29 protein-coding genes and 2 pseudogenes are annotated in these 18,595 nt (G+C 52.4%); 9 read left to right on the top strand and 22 right to left on the bottom strand.

All coding sequences use genetic code 11. The features are described 5' to 3' along the window. The first annotated feature begins 80 nt into the window (after window positions 1-80). Window positions 81-509, top strand: coding sequence for a YolD-like family protein (locus D1841_RS13915; RefSeq protein WP_160643982.1), 429 nt, complete (start codon window positions 81-83; stop codon window positions 507-509). A gap of 7 nt (window positions 510-516) precedes the next feature. Continuing rightward, window positions 517-738 carry a hypothetical protein gene (locus D1841_RS13920; RefSeq protein ID WP_160643984.1) on the top strand — a complete coding sequence of 74 codons (222 nt, stop codon included), beginning with the start codon at window positions 517-519 and terminating at the stop codon, window positions 736-738. 609 nt (window positions 739-1,347) lie between these two features. On the opposite strand, the gene D1841_RS19305 is transcribed toward D1841_RS13920, so the two are convergent. Then, window positions 1,348-1,488, bottom strand: coding sequence for a hypothetical protein (locus D1841_RS19305; RefSeq protein ID WP_237076379.1), 141 nt, complete (start codon window positions 1,486-1,488; stop codon window positions 1,348-1,350). Between the two features lie 104 nt (window positions 1,489-1,592). On the opposite strand from D1841_RS19305, the gene D1841_RS13930 reads away from it, so the two are divergent. Next, window positions 1,593-1,778 (top strand): ribbon-helix-helix domain-containing protein, encoded by a 186-nt coding sequence (locus D1841_RS13930; protein WP_160643986.1) that lies wholly within the window; start codon window positions 1,593-1,595, stop codon window positions 1,776-1,778. A gap of 34 nt (window positions 1,779-1,812) precedes the next feature. Here the strand turns inward: D1841_RS13930 and D1841_RS13935 are convergent, their stop codons facing one another. The 6 genes from D1841_RS13935 to D1841_RS13960 all read right to left on the bottom strand — a co-directional run bounded on the left by D1841_RS13935 (window position 1,813) and on the right by D1841_RS13960 (window position 5,074). After that, window positions 1,813-2,238: a hypothetical protein gene (locus D1841_RS13935; RefSeq protein WP_160643988.1), complete on the bottom strand. Its 426-nt coding sequence runs from the start codon at window positions 2,236-2,238 to the stop codon at window positions 1,813-1,815. Between the two features lie 14 nt (window positions 2,239-2,252). After that, complete coding sequence (locus tag D1841_RS13940) at window positions 2,253-2,660, bottom strand: hypothetical protein (protein ID WP_160643989.1); 408 nt, start codon at window positions 2,658-2,660, stop codon at window positions 2,253-2,255. Next, complete coding sequence (locus tag D1841_RS13945; protein ID WP_160643991.1) at window positions 2,653-3,030, bottom strand: helix-turn-helix transcriptional regulator; 378 nt, start codon at window positions 3,028-3,030, stop codon at window positions 2,653-2,655. Before D1841_RS13945 ends, D1841_RS13940 begins: the two co-directional genes overlap by 8 nt. 132 nt (window positions 3,031-3,162) lie before the next feature. Next, on the bottom strand, window positions 3,163-3,426 hold the full coding sequence (locus tag D1841_RS13950) for a hypothetical protein (RefSeq protein WP_160643993.1): 264 nt from the start codon (window positions 3,424-3,426) through the stop codon (window positions 3,163-3,165). Then, the gene (locus tag D1841_RS13955) at window positions 3,423-4,514 is read right to left on the bottom strand and encodes a M56 family metallopeptidase (protein WP_160643995.1); all 1,092 of its coding nucleotides are present in this window, start codon (window positions 4,512-4,514) and stop codon (window positions 3,423-3,425) included. The genes D1841_RS13950 and D1841_RS13955 overlap by 4 nt, the downstream gene beginning before the upstream one ends. Next, complete coding sequence (locus D1841_RS13960) at window positions 4,511-5,074, bottom strand: hypothetical protein (protein WP_160643997.1); 564 nt, start codon at window positions 5,072-5,074, stop codon at window positions 4,511-4,513. Before D1841_RS13960 ends, D1841_RS13955 begins: the two co-directional genes overlap by 4 nt. Window positions 5,075-5,175: 101 nt before the next feature. Between D1841_RS13960 and D1841_RS13965 the strand changes: the two genes are divergently transcribed. The 3 genes from D1841_RS13965 (at window position 5,176) to D1841_RS13975 (ending at window position 6,777) form a co-directional block, all read left to right on the top strand. Next, window positions 5,176-5,487 (top strand): helix-turn-helix transcriptional regulator, encoded by a 312-nt coding sequence (locus D1841_RS13965; protein WP_160644000.1) that lies wholly within the window; start codon window positions 5,176-5,178, stop codon window positions 5,485-5,487. Between the two features lie 138 nt (window positions 5,488-5,625). Beyond that, window positions 5,626-6,171: a helix-turn-helix transcriptional regulator gene (locus tag D1841_RS13970; protein ID WP_160644002.1), complete on the top strand. Its 546-nt coding sequence runs from the start codon at window positions 5,626-5,628 to the stop codon at window positions 6,169-6,171. Window positions 6,172-6,342: 171 nt separating this feature from the next. Further along, window positions 6,343-6,777 carry a hypothetical protein gene (locus D1841_RS13975; protein WP_160644004.1) on the top strand — a complete coding sequence of 145 codons (435 nt, stop codon included), beginning with the start codon at window positions 6,343-6,345 and terminating at the stop codon, window positions 6,775-6,777. A gap of 187 nt (window positions 6,778-6,964) precedes the next feature. On the opposite strand, the gene D1841_RS13980 is transcribed toward D1841_RS13975, so the two are convergent. Next, window positions 6,965-7,237: a helix-turn-helix domain-containing protein gene (locus D1841_RS13980; protein WP_160644005.1), complete on the bottom strand. Its 273-nt coding sequence runs from the start codon at window positions 7,235-7,237 to the stop codon at window positions 6,965-6,967. Then, window positions 7,224-8,986: pseudogene (locus D1841_RS13985) on the bottom strand (VirD4-like conjugal transfer protein, CD1115 family). The gene D1841_RS13980 and the pseudogene D1841_RS13985 overlap by 14 nt, the downstream one beginning before the upstream one ends. Window positions 8,987-9,075: 89 nt before the next feature. Between D1841_RS13985 and D1841_RS13990 the strand changes: the two are divergent. Continuing rightward, on the top strand, window positions 9,076-9,795 hold the full coding sequence (locus D1841_RS13990) for a YoaK family protein (RefSeq protein WP_347564017.1): 720 nt from the start codon (window positions 9,076-9,078) through the stop codon (window positions 9,793-9,795). A 4-nt stretch (window positions 9,796-9,799) separates the two neighbouring features. Here D1841_RS13990 and D1841_RS13995 read toward each other — a convergent pair whose 3' ends face one another. Together D1841_RS13995 and D1841_RS14000 are read right to left on the bottom strand one after the other, a co-directional pair. After that, window positions 9,800-10,759, bottom strand: a complete 960-nt coding sequence (locus D1841_RS13995; protein WP_160644007.1) for a DUF3991 and toprim domain-containing protein — start codon at window positions 10,757-10,759, stop codon at window positions 9,800-9,802. A 2-nt stretch (window positions 10,760-10,761) separates the two neighbouring features. Beyond that, window positions 10,762-11,154, bottom strand: a complete 393-nt coding sequence (locus tag D1841_RS14000) for a hypothetical protein (protein ID WP_160644010.1) — start codon at window positions 11,152-11,154, stop codon at window positions 10,762-10,764. A 240-nt stretch (window positions 11,155-11,394) separates the two neighbouring features. Between D1841_RS14000 and D1841_RS14005 the strand changes: the two genes are divergently transcribed. Continuing rightward, window positions 11,395-11,553, top strand: a complete 159-nt coding sequence (locus D1841_RS14005; RefSeq protein WP_160644012.1) for a hypothetical protein — start codon at window positions 11,395-11,397, stop codon at window positions 11,551-11,553. A gap of 174 nt (window positions 11,554-11,727) precedes the next feature. Beyond that, window positions 11,728-12,624, top strand: coding sequence for a MobP3 family relaxase (mobP3, locus tag D1841_RS14010; RefSeq protein ID WP_256376699.1), 897 nt, complete (start codon window positions 11,728-11,730; stop codon window positions 12,622-12,624). On the opposite strand, the gene D1841_RS14015 is transcribed toward mobP3, so the two are convergent. From D1841_RS14015 to D1841_RS14070, 11 genes and pseudogenes are all read right to left on the bottom strand, one after another. Then, window positions 12,551-13,141 carry a hypothetical protein gene (locus tag D1841_RS14015; protein WP_160644017.1) on the bottom strand — a complete coding sequence of 197 codons (591 nt, stop codon included), beginning with the start codon at window positions 13,139-13,141 and terminating at the stop codon, window positions 12,551-12,553. The genes mobP3 and D1841_RS14015 overlap by 74 nt on opposite strands. Next, the gene (locus tag D1841_RS14020) at window positions 13,125-13,910 is read right to left on the bottom strand and encodes a phage antirepressor (protein ID WP_160644019.1); all 786 of its coding nucleotides are present in this window, start codon (window positions 13,908-13,910) and stop codon (window positions 13,125-13,127) included. The genes D1841_RS14015 and D1841_RS14020 overlap by 17 nt, the downstream gene beginning before the upstream one ends. Continuing rightward, a complete protein-coding gene (locus tag D1841_RS14025) occupies window positions 13,907-14,182 on the bottom strand; it encodes a hypothetical protein (protein WP_201751328.1) in 276 nt (91 codons plus the stop codon). The genes D1841_RS14020 and D1841_RS14025 overlap by 4 nt, the downstream gene beginning before the upstream one ends. Next, window positions 14,179-14,436, bottom strand: a complete 258-nt coding sequence (locus D1841_RS14030; protein WP_160644022.1) for a hypothetical protein — start codon at window positions 14,434-14,436, stop codon at window positions 14,179-14,181. The genes D1841_RS14025 and D1841_RS14030 overlap by 4 nt, the downstream gene beginning before the upstream one ends. A gap of 58 nt (window positions 14,437-14,494) precedes the next feature. Further along, window positions 14,495-14,935, bottom strand: a complete 441-nt coding sequence (locus tag D1841_RS14035; protein WP_160644024.1) for a HEPN domain-containing protein — start codon at window positions 14,933-14,935, stop codon at window positions 14,495-14,497. Further along, entirely contained in the window at window positions 14,898-15,248 is a 351-nt protein-coding gene (locus D1841_RS14040) for a nucleotidyltransferase domain-containing protein (RefSeq protein ID WP_160644026.1), read from the bottom strand. Before D1841_RS14040 ends, D1841_RS14035 begins: the two co-directional genes overlap by 38 nt. A 94-nt stretch (window positions 15,249-15,342) precedes the next feature. Further along, a pseudogene (locus tag D1841_RS14045) lies at window positions 15,343-16,274 on the bottom strand (conjugal transfer protein TrbL family protein). 12 nt (window positions 16,275-16,286) lie between these two features. Next, window positions 16,287-16,688, bottom strand: coding sequence for a hypothetical protein (locus D1841_RS14055; protein WP_160644032.1), 402 nt, complete (start codon window positions 16,686-16,688; stop codon window positions 16,287-16,289). 11 nt (window positions 16,689-16,699) lie between these two features. Next, window positions 16,700-17,032: a DUF3852 domain-containing protein gene (locus tag D1841_RS14060; RefSeq protein WP_160644034.1), complete on the bottom strand. Its 333-nt coding sequence runs from the start codon at window positions 17,030-17,032 to the stop codon at window positions 16,700-16,702. Window positions 17,033-17,128: 96 nt separating this feature from the next. Beyond that, on the bottom strand, window positions 17,129-17,701 hold the full coding sequence (locus D1841_RS14065; protein WP_160644036.1) for a collagen binding domain-containing protein: 573 nt from the start codon (window positions 17,699-17,701) through the stop codon (window positions 17,129-17,131). Further along, on the bottom strand, window positions 17,643-18,595 hold a 953-nt coding region (locus tag D1841_RS14070; RefSeq protein WP_160644038.1), incomplete at its 5' end, for a VaFE repeat-containing surface-anchored protein. The genes D1841_RS14065 and D1841_RS14070, both read right to left, overlap by 59 nt.

The following is an 18,595-nucleotide window of genomic DNA, read 5'->3' on the forward strand; positions in this document are numbered from 1 at the left end:
TTCTGACCATATTTTCTTAATATATTCTTCATTGATGTGCCGGAGGTTTGGATTTCACTTTGAGGGGGATTTCATCGTGCGTGAACCGGTTTGAAGATATGATACACATGGAGCGGCCCGCCTCTAAACGCCCGAAGATGGATTTGGGCAACCGGGCTAAATTGTTCATGCCCTTTTCGGCCTTGCGAGGTTTTGATATGGCGGTGCTGACCAAGGAAAAAGAAAACGCCCTTGTTCCGAGGGCGCTGCTGTCAGACGATATGCAGGAGGTTTTGGAGCGCAAGCTGCGGCAGATAAGCGTGGGGGATACCGTGGCCGTCACCTATTTCAGCCTGCAGAAACGGATAGGCGGCTATGAAGTGGGGCAGTATATCACGGAGAGGGGCGCGGCAGAGGAAATTGACGAATGGGGCCGCACGCTGGTACTGCCGCAATGCTGTGTGCCGTTTGCGGATATATTCGATTTGCAGAGTGAGGTGTTGGGCCATACAGACGCAGAGCAGGCGTAAGCAGTATGTGGAGGTACTGGCCACCCACCGCATTGACGGCTCGGTAAGGCCCCAGGCCATCACCTTTGCGGCGGGGCCGCGGTATGACATTGAAGAGGTAAAAGGGGTAAAACTTACAAAGCTGTACACGACAAAGGAAATTGCCCGGGAGTATACGGTTATCATCCGCAGCAAACAGACCAGCTTGTTTGAGGATGACGGGCGATGGTTTGTGCTGATGAAAAGCTGAACACATAGAGAAGGGGAGATGCAGATAATTCTACACCTCCCCTTTTCTATTACAATAAGTTTGATTGGAACCCTCGCAGCCAGCCGGGGGTTTCGTCCGTCTGTTATCCATAAAACAGGATATTAAGATTATCTGCCTAAATTGTCCAAAATTTATTCTGGTGCTCTTCCAGCCATACATTCAGTATGCCCGTATAATACATGCGTTCATACATGCACAGCCTGCCGTGTGCGTGTGCACTGTTCCATTCTCTTATCGAGTCCGTTGTCCCGATATACACAATTTCCCCGGATTTTGAGTGTCGGGCTAATAACTGCCACCCCGACTCCATCCACAGCAATGTGAGCCTGCCAAGTGCAGGATAGCGGATGATTCTTTCTGCCAGCAAGTCATCCAGAGTAAAAATATCTTGTTTTTCCCAATAGTATTTTAGAATCTTCTTTACACGATTTTGTCTGCCCTTCCCTTAATTTCCTCATACCGCGCTATGTTCTCTGCTTTCCAGCCCCTGGTCTGATCCGGGCAAGGCAGCACTAAAATCAACCGCAGGTTGGGGCAGCCGTTATCCCGTAAGCGTAAGACCGTTTCGGCTGCAAGTGTGTCGAAGCCCTAAGCGCCCCCGGCGCCGTAATAAATGACGCCCTGGCTGTAAAGCTCTAGGATGGTCGTTTCCAGCTTTTGCCGGATGCCCTCTAGTTCTTCTGGCGGTATGTTGCGGTGGCCGGTGAAGCAGCAGGTCTTTTCCCGCATTTTTCTCCCTCACTCGATGCGTATTCTGTTTTACATATCTATTTTAGAATATATCCATACTATAGCAAATAGGATATAATTTTGTCAAGGGAGGAGTGGGTATCATGCCGAAATTTGTTCCGAAGAAGCCGGAAAAGGAAGTTATCTCTATGCGCATATCGGTTGATACCTTACTGGAAGTTGACCAAAAAGCGGCCGCGTTTGGTATCAGTAGGAATGAGTTGATAAATCAAATGATAGATTGTGCCTTGGCCAATATTGATACTGCATCCGCACAAGGTAATAACTAAAACTGTTTGTAAGCGCCCCCTGTGGAGCTCTTTTCTATTCCGCGCGGATCGTATGCAGCAGGGCCTGCACGGCGGTGTTTTCCCTGAGATCCATGCCTGACTGCTGCTCGCATTGGGCGATGCAGGTAACGATCTGTCCCCCGGCGAACCGAAGCCGGGCCTGATAGTAGCTGATATTGTTGCAATCGTAGAGGACATCATATCCCCTCGTCGCATTTACTGTGATCGGCCGTACAACGGAAGCGGGATGCAGGCTGGGGTTCTCTTCAAAAAGAGCTTGCAGGCCCGACAAAACCTCCCTGCCGTCTGGGGCGATCTCTACCGTAATGTATACCCTCTGGTTGGGGGAAAGGCAGCACAAGGCGAATGGGTGGAACATCTCGTCGTGAAGGTAAAACCCATCCGGCATGGTAAAGGAAACACCGTGGGCTGAAAACCGGCCGCCTGCAAATTGCAGCATATAATTTCCCCCTATCACTGGTTAGAGTCTGCAAACCGCTCTAATTCTTTAATTGTCTCTGCTAACTCTGCCCGCTGGTCCTCTGGCATAGATAGAAGTTTTGAAATGGCGTCCTTTTGATTCTCCTTTGCCTCCGCAACCAGTTTATCCATTGTTTCCGATGGGAACAGCAATAAAAGATTTCTGATGGTTTCTTTCACAACTTCGGCATGGTCTTCTTCACTCAGCATGGCAGTTGTGGAAATCACGTTTTCCGCAATAAGCCAGACAGCTGTCTGGGGATCATCAGGGGCCATCTTCTCTGTGAACCGGTCTACCACCTCCCCAACGGAAAGCTCTAATTCACCTGCAACCTTTCTTAAATTATCTGCCGTCTTTTTCATAACCTTGATATCCATTTTTTCTAAATATGTTTCACCCATGTGTTTCACCATCCTTTTGTAATCGGAGCTCTTTTATAACACTCTTTTCATCCTCGGTCAACTCCCCAAACCACTGCGGGTTCGGCAAGGGCTTCCTGCTCCGCTTTCCTCTTTTAAGGCAATTCGCGTCCATGTTGGCAAACCTTTCCGGGAACATGAAAACAGTGGCGGGGACGCCGTAAAGTTTCGCTAATATGCGGAGGGTCTGCACATCCGGACTGGTCTTGCCGCTCTCGTAGTACGAATAAGTCGAGCGGTTTACCATCAGTGCTTCGGCAACCTCACGCTGGCTAAGGCCGCAGGCCAGGCATATATTGCGGAGTAATTTTTGCAGGCTGGGTTTGAAATCCCTCTTATACTGGTTCTCCATTTTTCACCTCTCATTATCTTCAGCAGTCAGTATATGGTCAAATTTATTCACATCTCATCCTATAAAAAGGAGGCAGCTTGTTCCGGGGGCCTTTCCCCATACATAGCCGCCTCTTTTTTTGGGCGATTACGGTTATGAAACTGTCCCTATGGTAATCCAGTACGGGTCTACCCAATAGCCCCTTGTTTCATTCCAGCGGCGCTTTTGCAGTTTTCCGTTGTACATCCGGTATTTGTTTACAATCACATCGGCGTAAGGCTGGATGCCGCTGTTCACGGCCTGGAAGGTTTCTTCAGGCTGCGGAGATATCTCAGCGGCTTGTGCTGCCGTGCATAGAGTGGCAGCCATCAAGAGGCTGGCACAAGTACCGGCAATGACTTTTCTTAAAGTTCTCATGGGTATGGCACCTCCATAATGTAATTATTTTCCATGCGGAACCCGTCCGCAATCATGACTTGTGCAGCTTCGGTGGTTAGGTGTACCTCCCCCTGTTCCGTTTTGAGGATGTAGCTCCCATCGTTACAGTAGGTGATGGTGCCATTGGAAAGGGCATAGTCTGTGTAATCTTGACTGTTGGGCTGATAGGCGGGTTGGAAAATCACCAGATAGCTGAACAGCCACAGTATAGCAGCTATTAGAATAACTAAACCTGCCCACGCCCGTTTGCCTTTGCTTTCTTTGTAAAGGATCAGATAGAACCTACTTTTGAGGGAGGATGCGGCAAGCTGCCCGGAGGAACCGGGGTGGTTGCTGGCAAACGCTAGAAGTGTCTTGCAGTAATACCGCCTAGCACTGGGGCGGGCTGCGTGTAGGACCTCCATGTCACAGCGGTGGTCGCAGAGCCGTGTGATGACTGCCCGGCAGATGTGGATGCCCGGGTTCCACCAGAACATGGTGCATAGGACGCGGAGCAGGAAATCCAGTAGACCGTCGTGGTGCTTGATGTGGGAGGATTCGTGCTGCAGAATCAGCTCCAACTGTTTTGAGGTGTAAGCTGTATCCGGTAACAGGATGATTTCCTGCCAAAACCCCATAACACATGGGGTGTCTACTCTGGACGTAACAGCAACACGCAGGTTTAGGGTATGATGCTGGCGGCAGAACGCCTCTATGCGTTCATCTTGGGAAATGGGAAGATTCTGGACTGACAGGAACCGATACGCATAACCAGGCACCCATAGAACAAACCATACAGCAGCACCGACGGCCCAAATCTTATAAATCCATGGTTCTGTGAGGGGTGTGCCTGCCGTCTCACCGATGAACCGGTGCAGGTGGTTGAGTGTGGCAGTCCCCACTTCCTGCGTGGCTGCAAATTCCACAGGGGAGCAGCAGCGCACCAGGCAGGCTCCCGCGAGGAAGATAAGGGGCGCAGTCCCCATATGGCACAGGGAACATTTGCTTCGGCTCAACAGCGACAGGGCTATGGAAAGCAGCAGGCCCCACAGTACGCTGTTGAGGATGGAATGGATTGTGACGGTCATTTTTTCTTGGAATCCTCGATCAACTGTTTTAACTTTTCCGCCTTCTTTGCCGAAATCTTTCTGGTGAAACAGATGGCAGAAGAAATAGGGCGGAAATTATTCCCCGTACTCCGTGCCGGGGCCTCTTGCTTTGAACAAAAATAGGTGAACCACTTTATATAACGCTCTAAACAGGAATCCGAAATTCGTCGTTCCCTCCACCTTTTCAGAAAGAACATGCAGACATTATAAAGGGCTGTGCCTTTCAGCTTCCCTACAAATGCACATCTCTTTAAGAGAACCGCAAAATTTTCTTCTTCCACTGGCCCTCTAACGAGGGAGTCCATAGAGATGTACAATGTGTCGCAGATTTTAGAAATCTGGCTTATAGAAAAACTCGACTTGTGGTACGCTAAAAAGTGTGTGAGTTCTTCACATGGTATGGAAATGGTTTCTGCAAACTGGGATTCGTCTATATGGCATATATCCATGTACCGCCGAATCTGATAGGCTAATTCATAACAACTAATCTCTTCTGTGGTCACGCCTACCCATCCCTTCCGGCTCTTTATTTTTTCCATAAGCCTTGATTCAAGTTATATCCTGTATTTAAGTTTGAAAGAAGCTTAAAATATCTGTACAATACATATCATATAGATAGCATCGTACAGGAGGGATAAGCGTGCAGAACCTCAAGTCTCTTAGGCAGGAAAAAGGTTACAGCCAGCTTGAAATGGCAGGTGAATTGGGCATTCCACAATCCACATACCAGCAATACGAGGCAGGCATCAATGAGCCAAAATTCTCTACGTTGATACAGATAGCGGATTATTTTGACGTTTCCATTGACTATCTTATTGGCCGTACTAATGTCAGAGAACCGTGGGATAAAGCAGGGGACAGGGTGATAGCTGAGCTGTCCAGCTTGCGAAACCCCAGAGCAAAGGAAGCCATTCTGGCCTTGCTCAGAGAAATCAGGCAGGAGGACAAATAGTCGCTTTCAACTATAATAATAAACTACAAAACTCGTTGTGTCAAGAGTGTTTTTAATACAAATTTTGTCCTTTCTTGTTATATCTCTACCTGCTATACTGAAAAGGTAAGATGAGCAGAACAGGATGGCGGATGAATTATGGTGAAAAATTTGCGGATGCTCCGGGAAAGCAGGAAGTTATCTCAGGAAAAACTTGCCGCCCTGACCGGTTTAACTGCGCGGCGGGTCTTTTCTTATGAACAGGAAACAACTGAACCAGACATAGAAACCCTTGTCTTGCTCGCGGATTTCTTCGGGGTAACGATTGACTTCCTCGTAGGCCGTGCCTCTGAAGCAGCCACTTCTCCGAAAAGTGCCTTGCAATTGTCCAAGTTTGGTGAGCGGGTCAGGAAGTTCCGGGAGGAGAAGGGGATGGAACGCGCGGCGCTCGCTAAACGTGTGGGCGTGACCTCCGCCTATTTGGGTCTGATAGAGAACGGCGGGAAAATACCAAAGTTGGAGACGTGCCTAAAAATACTAAATGCGCTTGGGATGTCTGCTGATGTAGCTTTTATGGATAATTTGGACGCTGCCGCACCGAAAAAGGCCAGTATGCTCCAGTGCCAGATTGCGGCCCTGCCGCCTGAAAAGCAGCGGCTTGTGCTGAACCTATTAGAATCTATGATACAGGCAGTGCAGGAGTGAAGTATTTTGCTTTTTAAATCAACTTGAGGATGGCCGGGCATTTTCCCCGACCATCCTCTTTATTCTGTCCGCCAAAGTGGGAGGATTGAAAAAAGGAAATGTTTCTCTTGCATTTTCCAGTTTTTGTGATAGAATTGAGAAAAAACATCACCATGAGAAAGGAAAAATTACATGGCTATAAATCTAGACGCGCCCATGACTTGGCATGAATTCAAAAAACTTGAGAAAGAGGAGCAGCGCGAATATCTGCAGCACCTCATTGACACTTATGGCGCGAACGCTGTATCCTTTGGCAAAATGTTTCATGTTGGCGCTCAGACTGTCCGCAAGCATATTGCAGAAGCCGATCTGGGCATAACCTTAAGCCGCGGCAGCCGTGTTGACAAGGTGCGGTGGAACGAGTTTTTAGGCATCGCGGATGAGGAAGGGAGCCAGGAGCCTGCGGCTGGCACAGCTCCTGCCATGCAGATTTGTTCGGCGACCCTCCGCTTTGCAGGCAAAATTGATGTTGACACAATTGCGGCAGAATTAAGCCGCGTCTTTGACGGAAACACCCAAGGGCAGATTGAGGTTTCCTTCACGGTAGGCGGCCAAGCTGAGGAGTAATGGCCACAGCATTAAGCAGAAAAGAAAAAGCCGCGCCCGCCAATCCATGTTGAAAATCCCACCAGCACTTAAGACTTTTTCTTTCTGCTTCTATTCACCTGGGAGGTTAACTCCCCCCCGTCACCATGGCACCCTCCCGGTGACAGCCCATAGCGAGGGAGGCCCCTTGTGAGTGGTTTTCTAAAAATCACCAGGAGGGGCCTGTTTCCGCCAGCGTATAGAGGTTGGAAGAATCCGCGCCATTCTTCCGCAGGCGCCCATCCACGTGGACGAACCCCGCTTTTTTCAAGTCCAGCACAGCCCGCTGCACCGTCCGTTCCGAAAGGCCGGTATCACGGGCGATTCTCGGCACGGAGGGGAAGCAATTCCCCTTCTGCCCGGCCCGATCCGCCAGGTACAGATATACCACGATGGCCCGGCTGGGCAGGCCGCTCCTGTATAAACATTCAAGTTTCCCCATCGTATTCACGGCTCCTTTCCTCACGGTTTATTTTAACCTTCTCCCCGGGTACAGCTTCCTCCCTTTTAGTTTCCCGCTTTGGCGGCGGGAATTTTGTGCGGATAGCCCGCATCAGATCCTCCCGGCTAGCGTAATGAACAGGGCGGCCCCCACGCTCTGGCACTTGGTAGGGTTCGCCGAACGTGATGCCCCATTTGAAGAACAATTTCAGTTTGACCTTCATAGGATAGGCCCCGGTTTTCATGACAATAAACTGCCCTTTTGGCATGGACTTCAGCTCGTCAGGAGTCATCAAAGGCCGCTCCATCATCTGCAAGGATTGGCTGGGATCATTCTTGCCCCGGTTTACAGAACCTGACAACACAGTCCGGCTCCCCAAGGATTTGCTCATGACACCCGCCGTCTCGCTGTTAGGGGCAAATCCGCCAAAAACAGTGAGCTGGACATTGTCCACGATAATCTCTGCGCCCTCTTTTCCGTAATTTTTTTCAAGCTGGGCCAAAGACTGGATGATGGGGACGATACTTAACCGACGTGAGCGGGAGGCCGAAAACATCATTTCTGCCGAGTCGATTTTGGGCAAAGTGCCAAATTCATCGGCAAAAATACTACTTTATTATCTAATTTGCCGCCATTTTCATCTGCCACAGCCAATATCTCCCGGTAGAGCTGCTGAATCACCAGCGACACCATGAAGAATTTTCCGGGATCTTCCTCGGGCATTACCAGGAAGATGGCGGACTTCTCTTTACAAAAGGTTTCCGCATCCACCGCCGTACCAAAACACAGGAGCTGCTCCAATTCCGAATCCAGGAATGCGTTTAGTCGGGCAAGTGCTGTTGACATAATACTAGCCATGGCCTGCTCGCTGGAGGACAGCGCGGCCCCGGCAAACCATCTTGCTTTATGTTCTGGCGGCAGCGTGTCCATAAGGATGTGGAAAAGCGTTTTCCCTTTGACCTTGCTGGGGGCCAGCAACTCCTGGATCAGCTTGAAAATAGACACGATGTGGCGTTCCTCGGGCCGGCAAAACTCGGCGGACAATAGAATGACCGAGGTAAGAAGGCCCTCTGCCGCATCGTAGAAAAACTGGTTTTGCCCGAAGTTTGCCGTATCCTCCCCAGCCATGACGATGGTTTTGGCGATGATCTTGGCATACTTTTCAGCCTTGGCTTTGCAGGTAAGTGAATTTGTCGTTTTATACAAATCAGTGTATTTATTTACAAGATGCAGGAGGTTGAACCCATCGCTCCTGCTAGGGTTGCGCAGGTCAATGATGGAAATCTTGTAACCGTAGCTGTCCCTTGCAATACTGGAATAGTTACGAAAAATATCGCCCTTTGTGTCCGTCGAGACGAATGACATTCCAGATGCCAGCGCGTATTCGATGCACGGGTAGAGCCAGTAGGCAGTCTTGCCCATACCCGCCGCACCAATCATCATGGCGTGGACGTCGCCCGTGTCCACCAGTGCAGCCATGCCGGCCTTGCTTGATTTGCACCCCACCACGATGCCTTGCTCTTTGGGCAAGTTCTTTCCCTGCCGCCAGAGCTGCGGCGTAAAATCCGCCCGCACATAGGTGCGGGCTATTTCTTTTTGCGTGGCCCATCGGGCTGTGCCATGCTGGCCATTTCCCACGGTCTTATCCTTGATGTTCAAGGTGTAAAAATTTGACAGTACGGCGATAACGCCCAGGACCCCAAACATGAGCCCAGCGGCTAAAATTAACGTGCCTATATTTTGCGGCATTTCTTTCACAACCTTTCTCTTGACTTGTCTTTCTTTTCAAAACCTTATATAATAGAAAAAAGAAGATTAAAGAGCGGGGAGTGTTCCGTGTGGACAAAAAAATGAAACCAGACGGTTATCTTGTCTGCGAACAGAAGATGGTCTATGCCCTGCTGATGGCCAGCGCCGGGATGATGGGGGCTTATACCTACCTCTTGCGAGGCGGTGTGTTCTGCAACGCCCAGACCGCCAATGTCCTGGTGATGGCGATGTCCTTCGGCAAAGGCGATTGGGCAGGCGGACTATATTATTTGATCCCTTTTGCGGCCTATCTGCTGGGAGCGTTTGTGTCGGAAATACTGCCATCTCCTGTCAAACGGCTGGGCTTCCTGCGCTGGGATACATACCTTGTCCTTTTCGAAACGGCGGCGCTGTTCCTGCTGGGCTTCGTCCCGCTGACCATGCCCCATCAAATCGTCCAAGTGGCGGTCAACTTTTTAGCTTCTATGCAGTATAACACCTTCCGGCAGGCCGAGGGCATCCCCATGGCGACCACCTTCTGCACCAACCACATCCGGCAGGTAGGAGTGGGCTTTGCCAGGGCCGTCCGGAAAAGGGACGGCACAGCCCTTCGCCGGGGATTTATCCATCTGGGGATGGTGGCCTGCTTCTTTGTGGGCGCGGCCTTGCTGACACCTCTTTGCAAAGCCATGGCGGAAAAAGCCATCTGGCTTACCCTGGTCCCCATGGGCATCGTACTTATTAAGCTCATCCGCGCCGATTTAGGCTCCGAGCATGAAGCCCTGGACCGCAAGCCCTCCGGGCATTGAGGTGTCACATAGCCAGCCCGCCCATTTGTATATCATCTGCCATTTCATCTTCCTGCACTAACCCTTTGCCAGCCTGCAAATCCTCGTTCCAATCCTTGTAGTCAGGAAAGTGCGCGCTGACCTTCACCTCCCATTCATCCAATAATTGTTTTGCGATTCGCCGGGCCGCATCATGCCCGGCTTTGTCATTATCCAGGCACAGGGTGACTTCCTCCAACTGCGGCATCTCATCCAGAAACCGTTCGATGGGGGAAATCCCTACGCCGCACAGCGCCACGTAGGAATTCTCCTGCCAGCCCTCCGGGTGCAAAGAAATGTAGGAGAGCAGATCGATGGGAGCCTCGAAAACCAGCAGGCGCTTGCCAATGCCTGTGTGATGGAAGCTGTAGGATTTATTGCTTCCAGCCAGTGTCTGCCGGAAGCCGGAACCTGTCAGCGTCCCCCGCATATGGACGTGCCGGGGCTTGCCCTGGCTGTCCCGGCCCACGAACACAGCGTTGTGCTTGTCGGCACTTTCATATAACAATCGTGCATGGGCAAAGGCTGACACCACCTTTGGGTCGATTCCCCTAGTCTGGCACAGGTATGCAAAAACCCGCCGCATATCCCTGTTTGCGGCGGGGCAGAGCAAGCGTTGCATCTTTGATACGGAGCCATTCGCTGCGCTCACTTCCTTGCGAAAATGGTTGGCTTTCTGCGCGCGTGGCTGGCTTGCATACTTTTCTCCCAGATGATGGGCCACGGCATCTTCTTCCGAGTACCCATAAAAATATTGCAGGAACTTCACGGCATCGCCGCCCTCCTGGGTGTACTGATTGAACCAAAGATGCCCCCGGATGGTGACGCGCTCGTCATGGTATTTCCACTCCCACTCGCTGCCTGACTTCTTCAGCGTCTCGCCATGGGAGCGCAGCCAGTACACCAGGTCGGTGCGGCCCGCCTGGTAACGGTCTTTAGCGGTCATGTTTATCCTCCCAACTTCTGCCCCTGGGCCAGCTTCTTCTCGGCAATTTTACTTAGCAGCTTGCGGTCAGTCTGACCCATCTGCGGGGCGTAGTATTCTTGCAGCTTATCTTCAAAAATGCGGGCGGTCTGGCGTAAGAGGGCAAGGCTTTGATTCAAAATAGGCGAAGCAAATTCGTTTTGCATTGCCAATTCCTCTTGTGGCAACTGCTCTATGTTCATCACCTCCACCGCCGCCTTGACCACCGCGTTGCGCACAGCCTTGAAATCCTCGTTCTGGGAGAGGGGCACACGCTCCGGCAGGTGGCTGGAGTAGGTCTGGATGATGCGCTCCCGCTGTTCATACCACATATCGTACAGTTCCGCAATGCGGCTGTCTGTAGCCAAGTCATCCACAATAGCATCCACCAGTTTCTTAGTGGCAGGTGGCAGATATCCATAAACCTTCTTGCCAGGATGCTTTTTGCGGACTGTTGTCAAGACGCTGGATGTCTTGAGAAACTGGAAACTCTAGCAGACCATTCCTGCTCTCCTGGTGGTCTCAATCAGTTAAGTGCCAGCCCAAACCAAATGCAGCACCCCGTTCAAATAGGAGAAAACCTGTACCTGGAATTTGCCGGGTCTCGGGATGTAACAATGGCGCGGCTGGTCCGGCTTCTGGATGCGGCAGGGTATGATTACTCTAATGTTACCTTGCATCTGAAAGAAAGATACGCGGAACCGGGCTTATCCGTGCAGCAAACAGATGAGGAAAGTTTTGAGCAGGATGAGGGCGGCCCTGTGCTGACCATGTGAGGTGTGGCTTATGGCAAACCTAGTGACAAAATTCAGCTACTTGAAGCCCGGTGCTCGCCAATCTCGTGGTGGCTACGTCAAATACATCGCCACCCGCGACGGCGTGGAGAAGCTGGACGACACCCAGCGCTTGGCCCCTGCCACCGTGAAGCAAATGCAGTTTATTGAAAACTGCTGCAGGATTTTCCTGACTGCAAGGAAATGCTGGAATACGAGGACTATGCCGCCAAGCAGACCATAGGTACAGCTTCGGATTTCATCAGCCGCGCGGTGGAGGATAACGCCCAGAAAATCCTGGACTCCAAAACCTATGCGGACTACATAGCCACCCGCCCCCGTGCCGAACGCTTCGGCAGCCACGGCTTGTTTACGGACGATGGTGTGCAGGTGGACTTGCAGAAGGTGTCCGATGACTTGAATCAGTACAAGGGCAATGTTTACACGGCGATCATCTCCCTGCGCCGGGAAGATGCACAGCGGCTGGGGTTTGATAGCGGTTCCCGCTGGCGGGATATGCTGCGGACACAGACCCAGGCGCTCTCGGAAAATCTCAAGATTCCCATGGAGCATTTGAAGTGGTTTGCAGCTTTTCACAACGAAAGCCATCATCCCCATACCCATCTTATCGCCTACTCCTCCACAGAGAACGAGGGCTACCTCTCCAGGCAGGGCATGGTGAAGCTGCGCTCCGCCTTTGCCCGTGATATTTTTGCGCAGGATTTACTCTGTGTCTATGACCAGCAGACCGCCTATCGGGACGAGCTGCGGCAGGTCAGCCGGGAGAAAGTGGAGGAACTTGTGGGGCAAATTCGAGCAGGACAATATGGCGGCACCAACTTAAATGCGTCCTTGGTCATGCTGGCCAGAAAGCTGAAACATACTAAAGGAAAGCTGTCCTGTTTCTCCTTGGATTCAATAAACTGCCGGGTGAACCAGAACCCGGCCCCCATAGCCGCAATCAGGAACACAAAGGCCAGCAGGGTACAGATGGTTTTCCTCATGCCCGCACCGCCCTTTCCAGGTCAAAGTTTTTTATGCCGTCCACATCTTCTACCAGTTCCCCGGCTGTAGAGGACTCGAAGTAAATGCCCAGCACCCGCTTGATGTCCTCCTTGCCCATGCGCCGCACCTCGAAGCCCCGGTCGGTGATATTCTTCTCGATGGTGTTGATGTCGTGGAACACCAGTTCCGGCTTTTCGTTTTTGGAGAACCGCACCACAAACAGGAACTGCCGGGCCGTAGACATCTCCAATTGGATGCCGTCCAGGTAAGCCATGTCCTGCTGGAGCGCCTGGCGGACGGCTTCGTTTTCTTCCTCCTGCATCCGCCGCTGGATGAACCGCTTGTTATCGTCAAAGCGTTCGCAGGAGTCCAGGCAGGAAATCTCCAAGCCGGGGTGGGTGGAGAGGACAGTCAGCAGATGCCGGATTTTCACCTCCACATTGGCGTGGGAAAGGACGGAAATGTTGGTGGGCTGCACGAGAAAGACCACCAGCTCCCCGCCGGTGGTCTTGATGCCGTAATTTGTGAACGCCTGCAGCCCCAAAAGGCTCCGGGTGGAGTTTTTTCCTTTACGCTTCATGGCCATGCTTTTCGTCCTCCTTGTCCATAGCGGCCTGGATGCCCTGTCGGGCCCAAATATCATGGATGAGCAGCCGCCCTTTTTGCGTCCAGCGGGTGAACAGACGGGTTGTTACGCTGCCGTCCCGGTGGTTGATGGTGATGGTTTCCGACTCCGTGTACCCCTTCCCGGCGTGCTGCTGGTAGAGAATCCACTGCCCGTTGACCCGGTACTGAAGCCCGGCTTCATGCAGGATCCGATTCAGCTTAATAGCGGAAATATGATAGTCTGCCGCAATCTGCGACACAGCCATAGCCCCCTCATAGGAGAGGATGGTGTCCACATAGTTGCGGATAGGTTCGAAGTCCGCGATAGCCTGGCGCTGCCTTTCGTTTTCTGCCAAAAGGGCCAGCCGCTGTTCTTCTGTGTCGGCCAGGGCGCGCAGGGCAGAGGGGAAGTCTTTCGGGAGGTTATAGCCGCCCGTTTTGCGGATGGAGGGCAGCACTTCCGAAGTCACCCAGCGGCGGAACTTCCTGGCTCCCGGCAGTTTGCTGGACAGCACCAGAGAGTATAGCCCGCTTTCATTTATGATGGTCATTTCCTGGATGCCGGAGGGGGTGTCTATTTTGGACACCCCCCTGTCTGCCGCATCCACCTTTTCCCTGGCGGCTTTTGTTGGTTCTTTATATCCCAAAGCGCGGGCCACATCTTTACCTACCATCCAGGGTTCGCCGTCCATAAAAACAGTACGGATCTGGCCGAATTCGTTATTGCTGAAAACCTGTAATGCATTCATACATTTCCTCCAATCTCCCAGCCATACTCCTGCTGGCTGAACAGCAAAAACCGTCCCGCGTAGCGCAGGTAGTCCAGCACGGTGGTTTCCTCCATGCGGATGGACAGGAACGCGAACGCCGCCGTCAGCGCCAAAGGCAGCACCAGCCCAAGCTGAGTCAGGGCCAGCACGGACACCAGCAGCCCCACGCAGAGGATGGCGAAATCCCGCAGGCACCAGAACCAGAGGTTCGCCGTTGCTTTCAAATTTTGCGGATAAATATACACAGTCATGTTTGGCCTCCCATTTCAAATTTGTTTTCTTCTGTTTCTTTCACATCCAAACGCAGGAACTTCCTGCGCAGATAATTGGCGTGCTCCGGGGTGATGGCCCCGTCGTCGATCTGGGCCGCGTTGATGCTGGAATAAAGCTCACACCACAGGCAGTCCAGCAGGGAGGAGCCGTTTTCCAGGCCCTCCCTGTAGGCATCCAGGTCATGCTGCAAATAACCGGGCAGGCCGGTTTCGGGGTATTCGTTTAGATCCATGGCCCTCCCTTCTTCAAAAGAAAAAAGCGCTGTTTCCAGCGCTTTTTAACCATATTTGTCAGGACATGGTTTGTTCCATGCCGCCGTTCTGTTCTAACGGTTCCTTTTGTAATAGTTCCAGTTTCATGGCAGTGAATTCATAGATTTTGCGGCTTGTTTCCAGAGCCCATTCCGCATCGGATTTTTCCACATCCAATTCATTTGGATATCGCACCACCACGCTGAATGGGGCAAACCGGGGGCATATATCTTCCCATACTTCAAACCCGGAATGAATTTCTCCGCACATCTGACACAACAGGCCGCAATCATGGGTCTTGGGTATTTCCTCCCTATAAAGGGACAGGATGCATTTCAGCGATTTCTCCACCGCCTGTTGGCAGTGGAAACAAATTATTTCATATGGGGCTGGGTGGTGCTCCATCAGGCATTCCGCTGAATAGAGATCCAGATGGGCTTTTTCAAGCCATGACCGGCTGCAGACTGGCTGGCCCGCCATACAGAAGCACCCCCTTCTCTTTCACTGTCCGTTCTAAGGTCGGAGCGTCCATCCTGCCGGAGAACCGGCTTTCCCTGGCCACCAGAATATCCAGGGGCTTATGGCAATGCTTATGCAGGGCAACATGCAGATCCTGCATGGCAGCAAGGGGCCTGGGGCCGTCATCCGGAATCACCACATAGAGATCATAGTCGCTGTCCTTATGGGGAATGCCATAAGCATACGATCCAAACAGATAGATTTCCCGTGCAGGCACAGTCTGACGGATCACATCACACAGCTTACCCAATTCCTGCCGGTTTTCCTCTGTCATGGCGCTCACCTCTTTCCACATTCATTATACCGGAACTTCCACAAAAAATCCACTCTTTCTTTTTTGATAGTGGATTGAAAATCTTTCCTGGCTTCTACAACGCCCGTGCAATGCTGCGGGTCATATTCACAGCGGTCGATGTGGCATGGACAACGCTCATCATGTTTACCTTTACGCTGGAATCCAGCCCGAACTGCTGGGCGATCCTTGGCACCTCGCCCGCCGCCAGCATAACCCCCAGACCCAGAAGCATATTGCTGTTGAACGTCAGCAGGCCCAGGAACAGCAGGGTTGTCTGCAAGAAAGCTGTCAGGCACAAGGCAATGATTTGCTTGCACCATTGGTTGAAGCCGTCGGTATAGCCACGCGGCACGGAGAACAGGTAAAGGCTCCCCACGGCCATCTGGATAAGGAGGATGCCGCCCCGTTTTATGTTGGCAAAGAAAACTTTTAGCACACTGTATGATAATCCTATTAACATACAAAGAGGGAAAATCCCCTCCGCGATAATGCCGCCCGGCCCGCCAAAAACCTGCACCAGCACCTTCAGCGCCACATCCCCCAGGTTGAAATCCGTTGTACCCACGAAGCTGGCGGCGATGTCCTTGAGGAAAACATTCTGTAGGCTTATGCAGAATTTATACAGCTCCACCGGCACCACGGTCACGAGGTTCGCGGCGAAAAATCCCTTCAGCACGTTGATGGCGGTGGACTTGACATTGGCCCGCCCGGTCTGGTACTCCAGCGCCAGGTCGAACGCCGCCACAATCATGCCACGCCGAAGAGCGTCCAGCCCAGCAGCATGAACAGCCGCACCGACGAGGTGATCCAGGTAAGGTCAAAAATCTCCGCGCCCATGGCCCCGATCTGGGTGAACACATCGGCCAGCGTGTCGTAAAAGCTTTGGAGGAGCCAGGTCACCAGGCCATCCCAAATGGCGTTGACCACTTCCGCCCCCAGGTTCTCAAACAGGCCCCCCATGGCGCTGCCCAGGCCGCCCACCAGCCCGCCTAACCAGTCAAACATACGCCGCCCCCCTTACATTGCCTGGCCAGACATTTCCAAGGTTTCATCCTGATACATGGAAATGTAGCCGCCCAGCGCTTCCGCAAGCTGCTTATACTCATACGGCCCCGGACTGTAGTTGTACCACCTGGGCGGGCCATAATCGTCACGAATATACGCCGTCACTGCGGAAGGCGCATTGTTGAAAATCTCACGAAAACGGAATGTCTGAACGTCAACCTCGCCCTCTGTGTGGTTAATGATCCGCAGGCGGACAGCGTCATAGTTCCCGGAAACCCCGGTGGTAACAAAGCTGGCCTTGACACGCAGGTTCTGGTCGATTTTGGCGAGCATGGTCCTGCCGGTGTATTTCCGGTCATAGAGGTCCTGGCAGTTTTCAAAAATCTTGCGGAATTCCTGCTCATATAAATTCATAGGCACCTCCGCTAAATCCCCACCACGCCCCAAATGTAGAGGGGGGCGGTCAGGGTAAAGACAAGGCAGGCGAACAGGATGGCAGGCCCGGCAAACTCAAATTGTCCATGTTTTCTGTACTCAAAATAGCTTGTCCCCACTTTGACGAAAAACAAAATAGCCAAAATCATGTCGATAACGGGGAACACCACATTGTTCACCACCGTCTTGATCTGCCCCCTGGCGGTCGTCCAGGTGGACTGCACGGCCCCGGCCACATCGCCGGTAGCAGCCGCAGGGAGGGCGAACAAGGAACAGAAAACCACGAACACGCACAGCAGGCACAATAATCTTTTTACCTTCATCTTGATTCCTCCATAAATGTAAGAAAAGCGCCCTGGCTTTTTACCAAGACGCTTTCCCTCAAAACTCAACTTTTCTTCTTTTTTCTCAGCTTAAACTCACTTTTTGCGGCCAAAAAACACAGCCAGCCCAGCGCCCAGCAGGCTCAGGCCCAGAGCGGCCAGCACGGCAATCCAGCCGAAATCACCTGTATTAGGCACCGTGGTAGTCGTGGTGGTTCCGGTGGGCTTGTCCTTCATGACCAGCTCCAGCGTAGTGGTGTCCTCCTTGACCGTGAACCTGATGTCCTCAGCCTTGGCGTAGCCCTGGGGAGCGGCTTCTTCATGGAGAACATAATCCCCTACGGGCAGCAGGGCAATCACATGGGCTTTTTCGTCAGATGCCCATTCCTCGACCACTTTGCCGTCCTTATCGAGGATTTGCAGCTTGGCCCCGGCCAGCGGCTTGCCCGTATCCGCGTCCACCTTGGTGATGCTGATCTTGCCTTTTTCATTTATAATGTCGCTGAGCCGCACCTCATCCGCATCCATCTCTACAGGGATGGCATCCTTCAGCAGCACATAACCGGGCAGGGACTCCAGCTCCACCAGCAGGTACTTCCCGTAAGGCATGTTAGCAAAGATGAAGCTGCCGTCGTGGGAGGTCTGTGCGGTGGCGATAGCGTCTTTCATGGTAGAGCGATTCAAACACTACCACAGATTTCCCGGCCAGCCCGGAAGCGTCGAAGGTGAAGGGGATGTCGATGGAGCCTTCCGACTTAGGAGCGGTAAAGGTGGCCTCGGCGGTGACTTCCTTCCCATCCACCAGCAGCTTTTCGTTGGTGGATTTATCCATCAAAACGCCCTTGATATTGTACTCTTTGCCGGGGGTCAAGCCAATGTATGTTACCTTGTCGATGATGGTGACTTTGCCCAAGGGGTCTGCGGTTTTCTCCCCGTCCACGGTGGCGGTGGTGCCGATTTTCGGGCTGCGGAAGATGACGGTCTGGCCCTCGTCCTCGATATCGGCATGGGAAGCGATTTCCACGCCGTCCTGATAGAGCGTCTCGAACACCACCACGGCCTTGCCTGCCAGGGCGCTGGCGTTGAAGGTGTATTCCAAATCAACCGTACCCGATTCAGATTTCGGCGTGAAATCCTTCTCTGCCGTCACCTGCTGCCCGTCAATTTCCAGCGGTTCCCCTGTAGATTTGTCCATAAGAATACCGGAAATTTTATAGGTTTTGCCGACGGTCAAACCAGAATAAGCAACCGTATCCACCAGCGTAACCTCGCCCAGCGGGTCAGCCACTTTCTCGCCGCCGACTGTAGCGGTGGTGCCAATCTCGGGCTTGCCCTCAAACTTATCATCAATCGTACCCAACTCGATCACCGTGCTGTCGCGGGTGATGGAAATGTCGGGGACCGTCACCAGCTCGTACCCCTCGTTGCCGGGGCAGCGCAGTTCCTCCAGGCGATAATGGTCGAAGGGCAGAGCGCAAAGCCCGTCTTTATGTATACAGCGTCCTCCGGCGCAAATGTGCGCCTGCCCCTCTTTCGGAGGGGTACTTTTTATTATAGCTGTGC

This window comes from Neglectibacter sp. X4, from assembly GCF_009917365.1.
GTDB lineage: Bacteria > Bacillota > Clostridia > Oscillospirales > Acutalibacteraceae > Acutalibacter.

Excerpts from the sequence above, each read along its gene's own strand:
- D1841_RS14055 (WP_160644032.1), bottom strand. The coding sequence starts at position 16,688 with ATGAATTTATATGAGCAGGAATTCCGCAAGATTTTTGAAAACTGCCAG.
- D1841_RS14030 (WP_160644022.1), bottom strand. The coding sequence starts at position 14,436 with ATGGATCTAAACGAATACCCCGAAACCGGCCTGCCCGGTTATTTGCAG.
- D1841_RS13960 (WP_160643997.1), bottom strand. The coding sequence starts at position 5,074 with ATGGAAAAAATAAAGAGCCGGAAGGGATGGGTAGGCGTGACCACAGAA.
- D1841_RS14035 (WP_160644024.1), bottom strand. The coding sequence starts at position 14,935 with ATGGCGGGCCAGCCAGTCTGCAGCCGGTCATGGCTTGAAAAAGCCCAT.
- D1841_RS13975 (WP_160644004.1), top strand. The coding sequence starts at position 6,343 with ATGGCTATAAATCTAGACGCGCCCATGACTTGGCATGAATTCAAAAAA.
- D1841_RS14015 (WP_160644017.1), bottom strand. The coding sequence starts at position 13,141 with ATGGCCATGAAGCGTAAAGGAAAAAACTCCACCCGGAGCCTTTTGGGG.
- D1841_RS13935 (WP_160643988.1), bottom strand. The coding sequence starts at position 2,238 with ATGCTGCAATTTGCAGGCGGCCGGTTTTCAGCCCACGGTGTTTCCTTT.
- D1841_RS14065 (WP_160644036.1), bottom strand. The coding sequence starts at position 17,701 with ATGAAAGACGCTATCGCCACCGCACAGACCTCCCACGACGGCAGCTTC.
- D1841_RS13955 (WP_160643995.1), bottom strand. The coding sequence starts at position 4,514 with ATGACCGTCACAATCCATTCCATCCTCAACAGCGTACTGTGGGGCCTG.
- D1841_RS13930 (WP_160643986.1), top strand. The coding sequence starts at position 1,593 with ATGCCGAAATTTGTTCCGAAGAAGCCGGAAAAGGAAGTTATCTCTATG.
- D1841_RS13950 (WP_160643993.1), bottom strand. The coding sequence starts at position 3,426 with ATGAGAACTTTAAGAAAAGTCATTGCCGGTACTTGTGCCAGCCTCTTG.
- D1841_RS14040 (WP_160644026.1), bottom strand. The coding sequence starts at position 15,248 with ATGACAGAGGAAAACCGGCAGGAATTGGGTAAGCTGTGTGATGTGATC.
- D1841_RS14020 (WP_160644019.1), bottom strand. The coding sequence starts at position 13,910 with ATGAATGCATTACAGGTTTTCAGCAATAACGAATTCGGCCAGATCCGT.
- D1841_RS13980 (WP_160644005.1), bottom strand. The coding sequence starts at position 7,237 with ATGGGGAAACTTGAATGTTTATACAGGAGCGGCCTGCCCAGCCGGGCC.
- D1841_RS13970 (WP_160644002.1), top strand. The coding sequence starts at position 5,626 with ATGGTGAAAAATTTGCGGATGCTCCGGGAAAGCAGGAAGTTATCTCAG.
- D1841_RS13995 (WP_160644007.1), bottom strand. The coding sequence starts at position 10,759 with ATGACCGCTAAAGACCGTTACCAGGCGGGCCGCACCGACCTGGTGTAC.
- D1841_RS19305 (WP_237076379.1), bottom strand. The coding sequence starts at position 1,488 with ATGCGGGAAAAGACCTGCTGCTTCACCGGCCACCGCAACATACCGCCA.
- D1841_RS13940 (WP_160643989.1), bottom strand. The coding sequence starts at position 2,660 with ATGGGTGAAACATATTTAGAAAAAATGGATATCAAGGTTATGAAAAAG.
- D1841_RS14025 (WP_201751328.1), bottom strand. The coding sequence starts at position 14,182 with ATGACTGTGTATATTTATCCGCAAAATTTGAAAGCAACGGCGAACCTC.
- D1841_RS14060 (WP_160644034.1), bottom strand. The coding sequence starts at position 17,032 with ATGAAGGTAAAAAGATTATTGTGCCTGCTGTGCGTGTTCGTGGTTTTC.
- D1841_RS14005 (WP_160644012.1), top strand. The coding sequence starts at position 11,395 with ATGGCGCGGCTGGTCCGGCTTCTGGATGCGGCAGGGTATGATTACTCT.
- D1841_RS13945 (WP_160643991.1), bottom strand. The coding sequence starts at position 3,030 with ATGGAGAACCAGTATAAGAGGGATTTCAAACCCAGCCTGCAAAAATTA.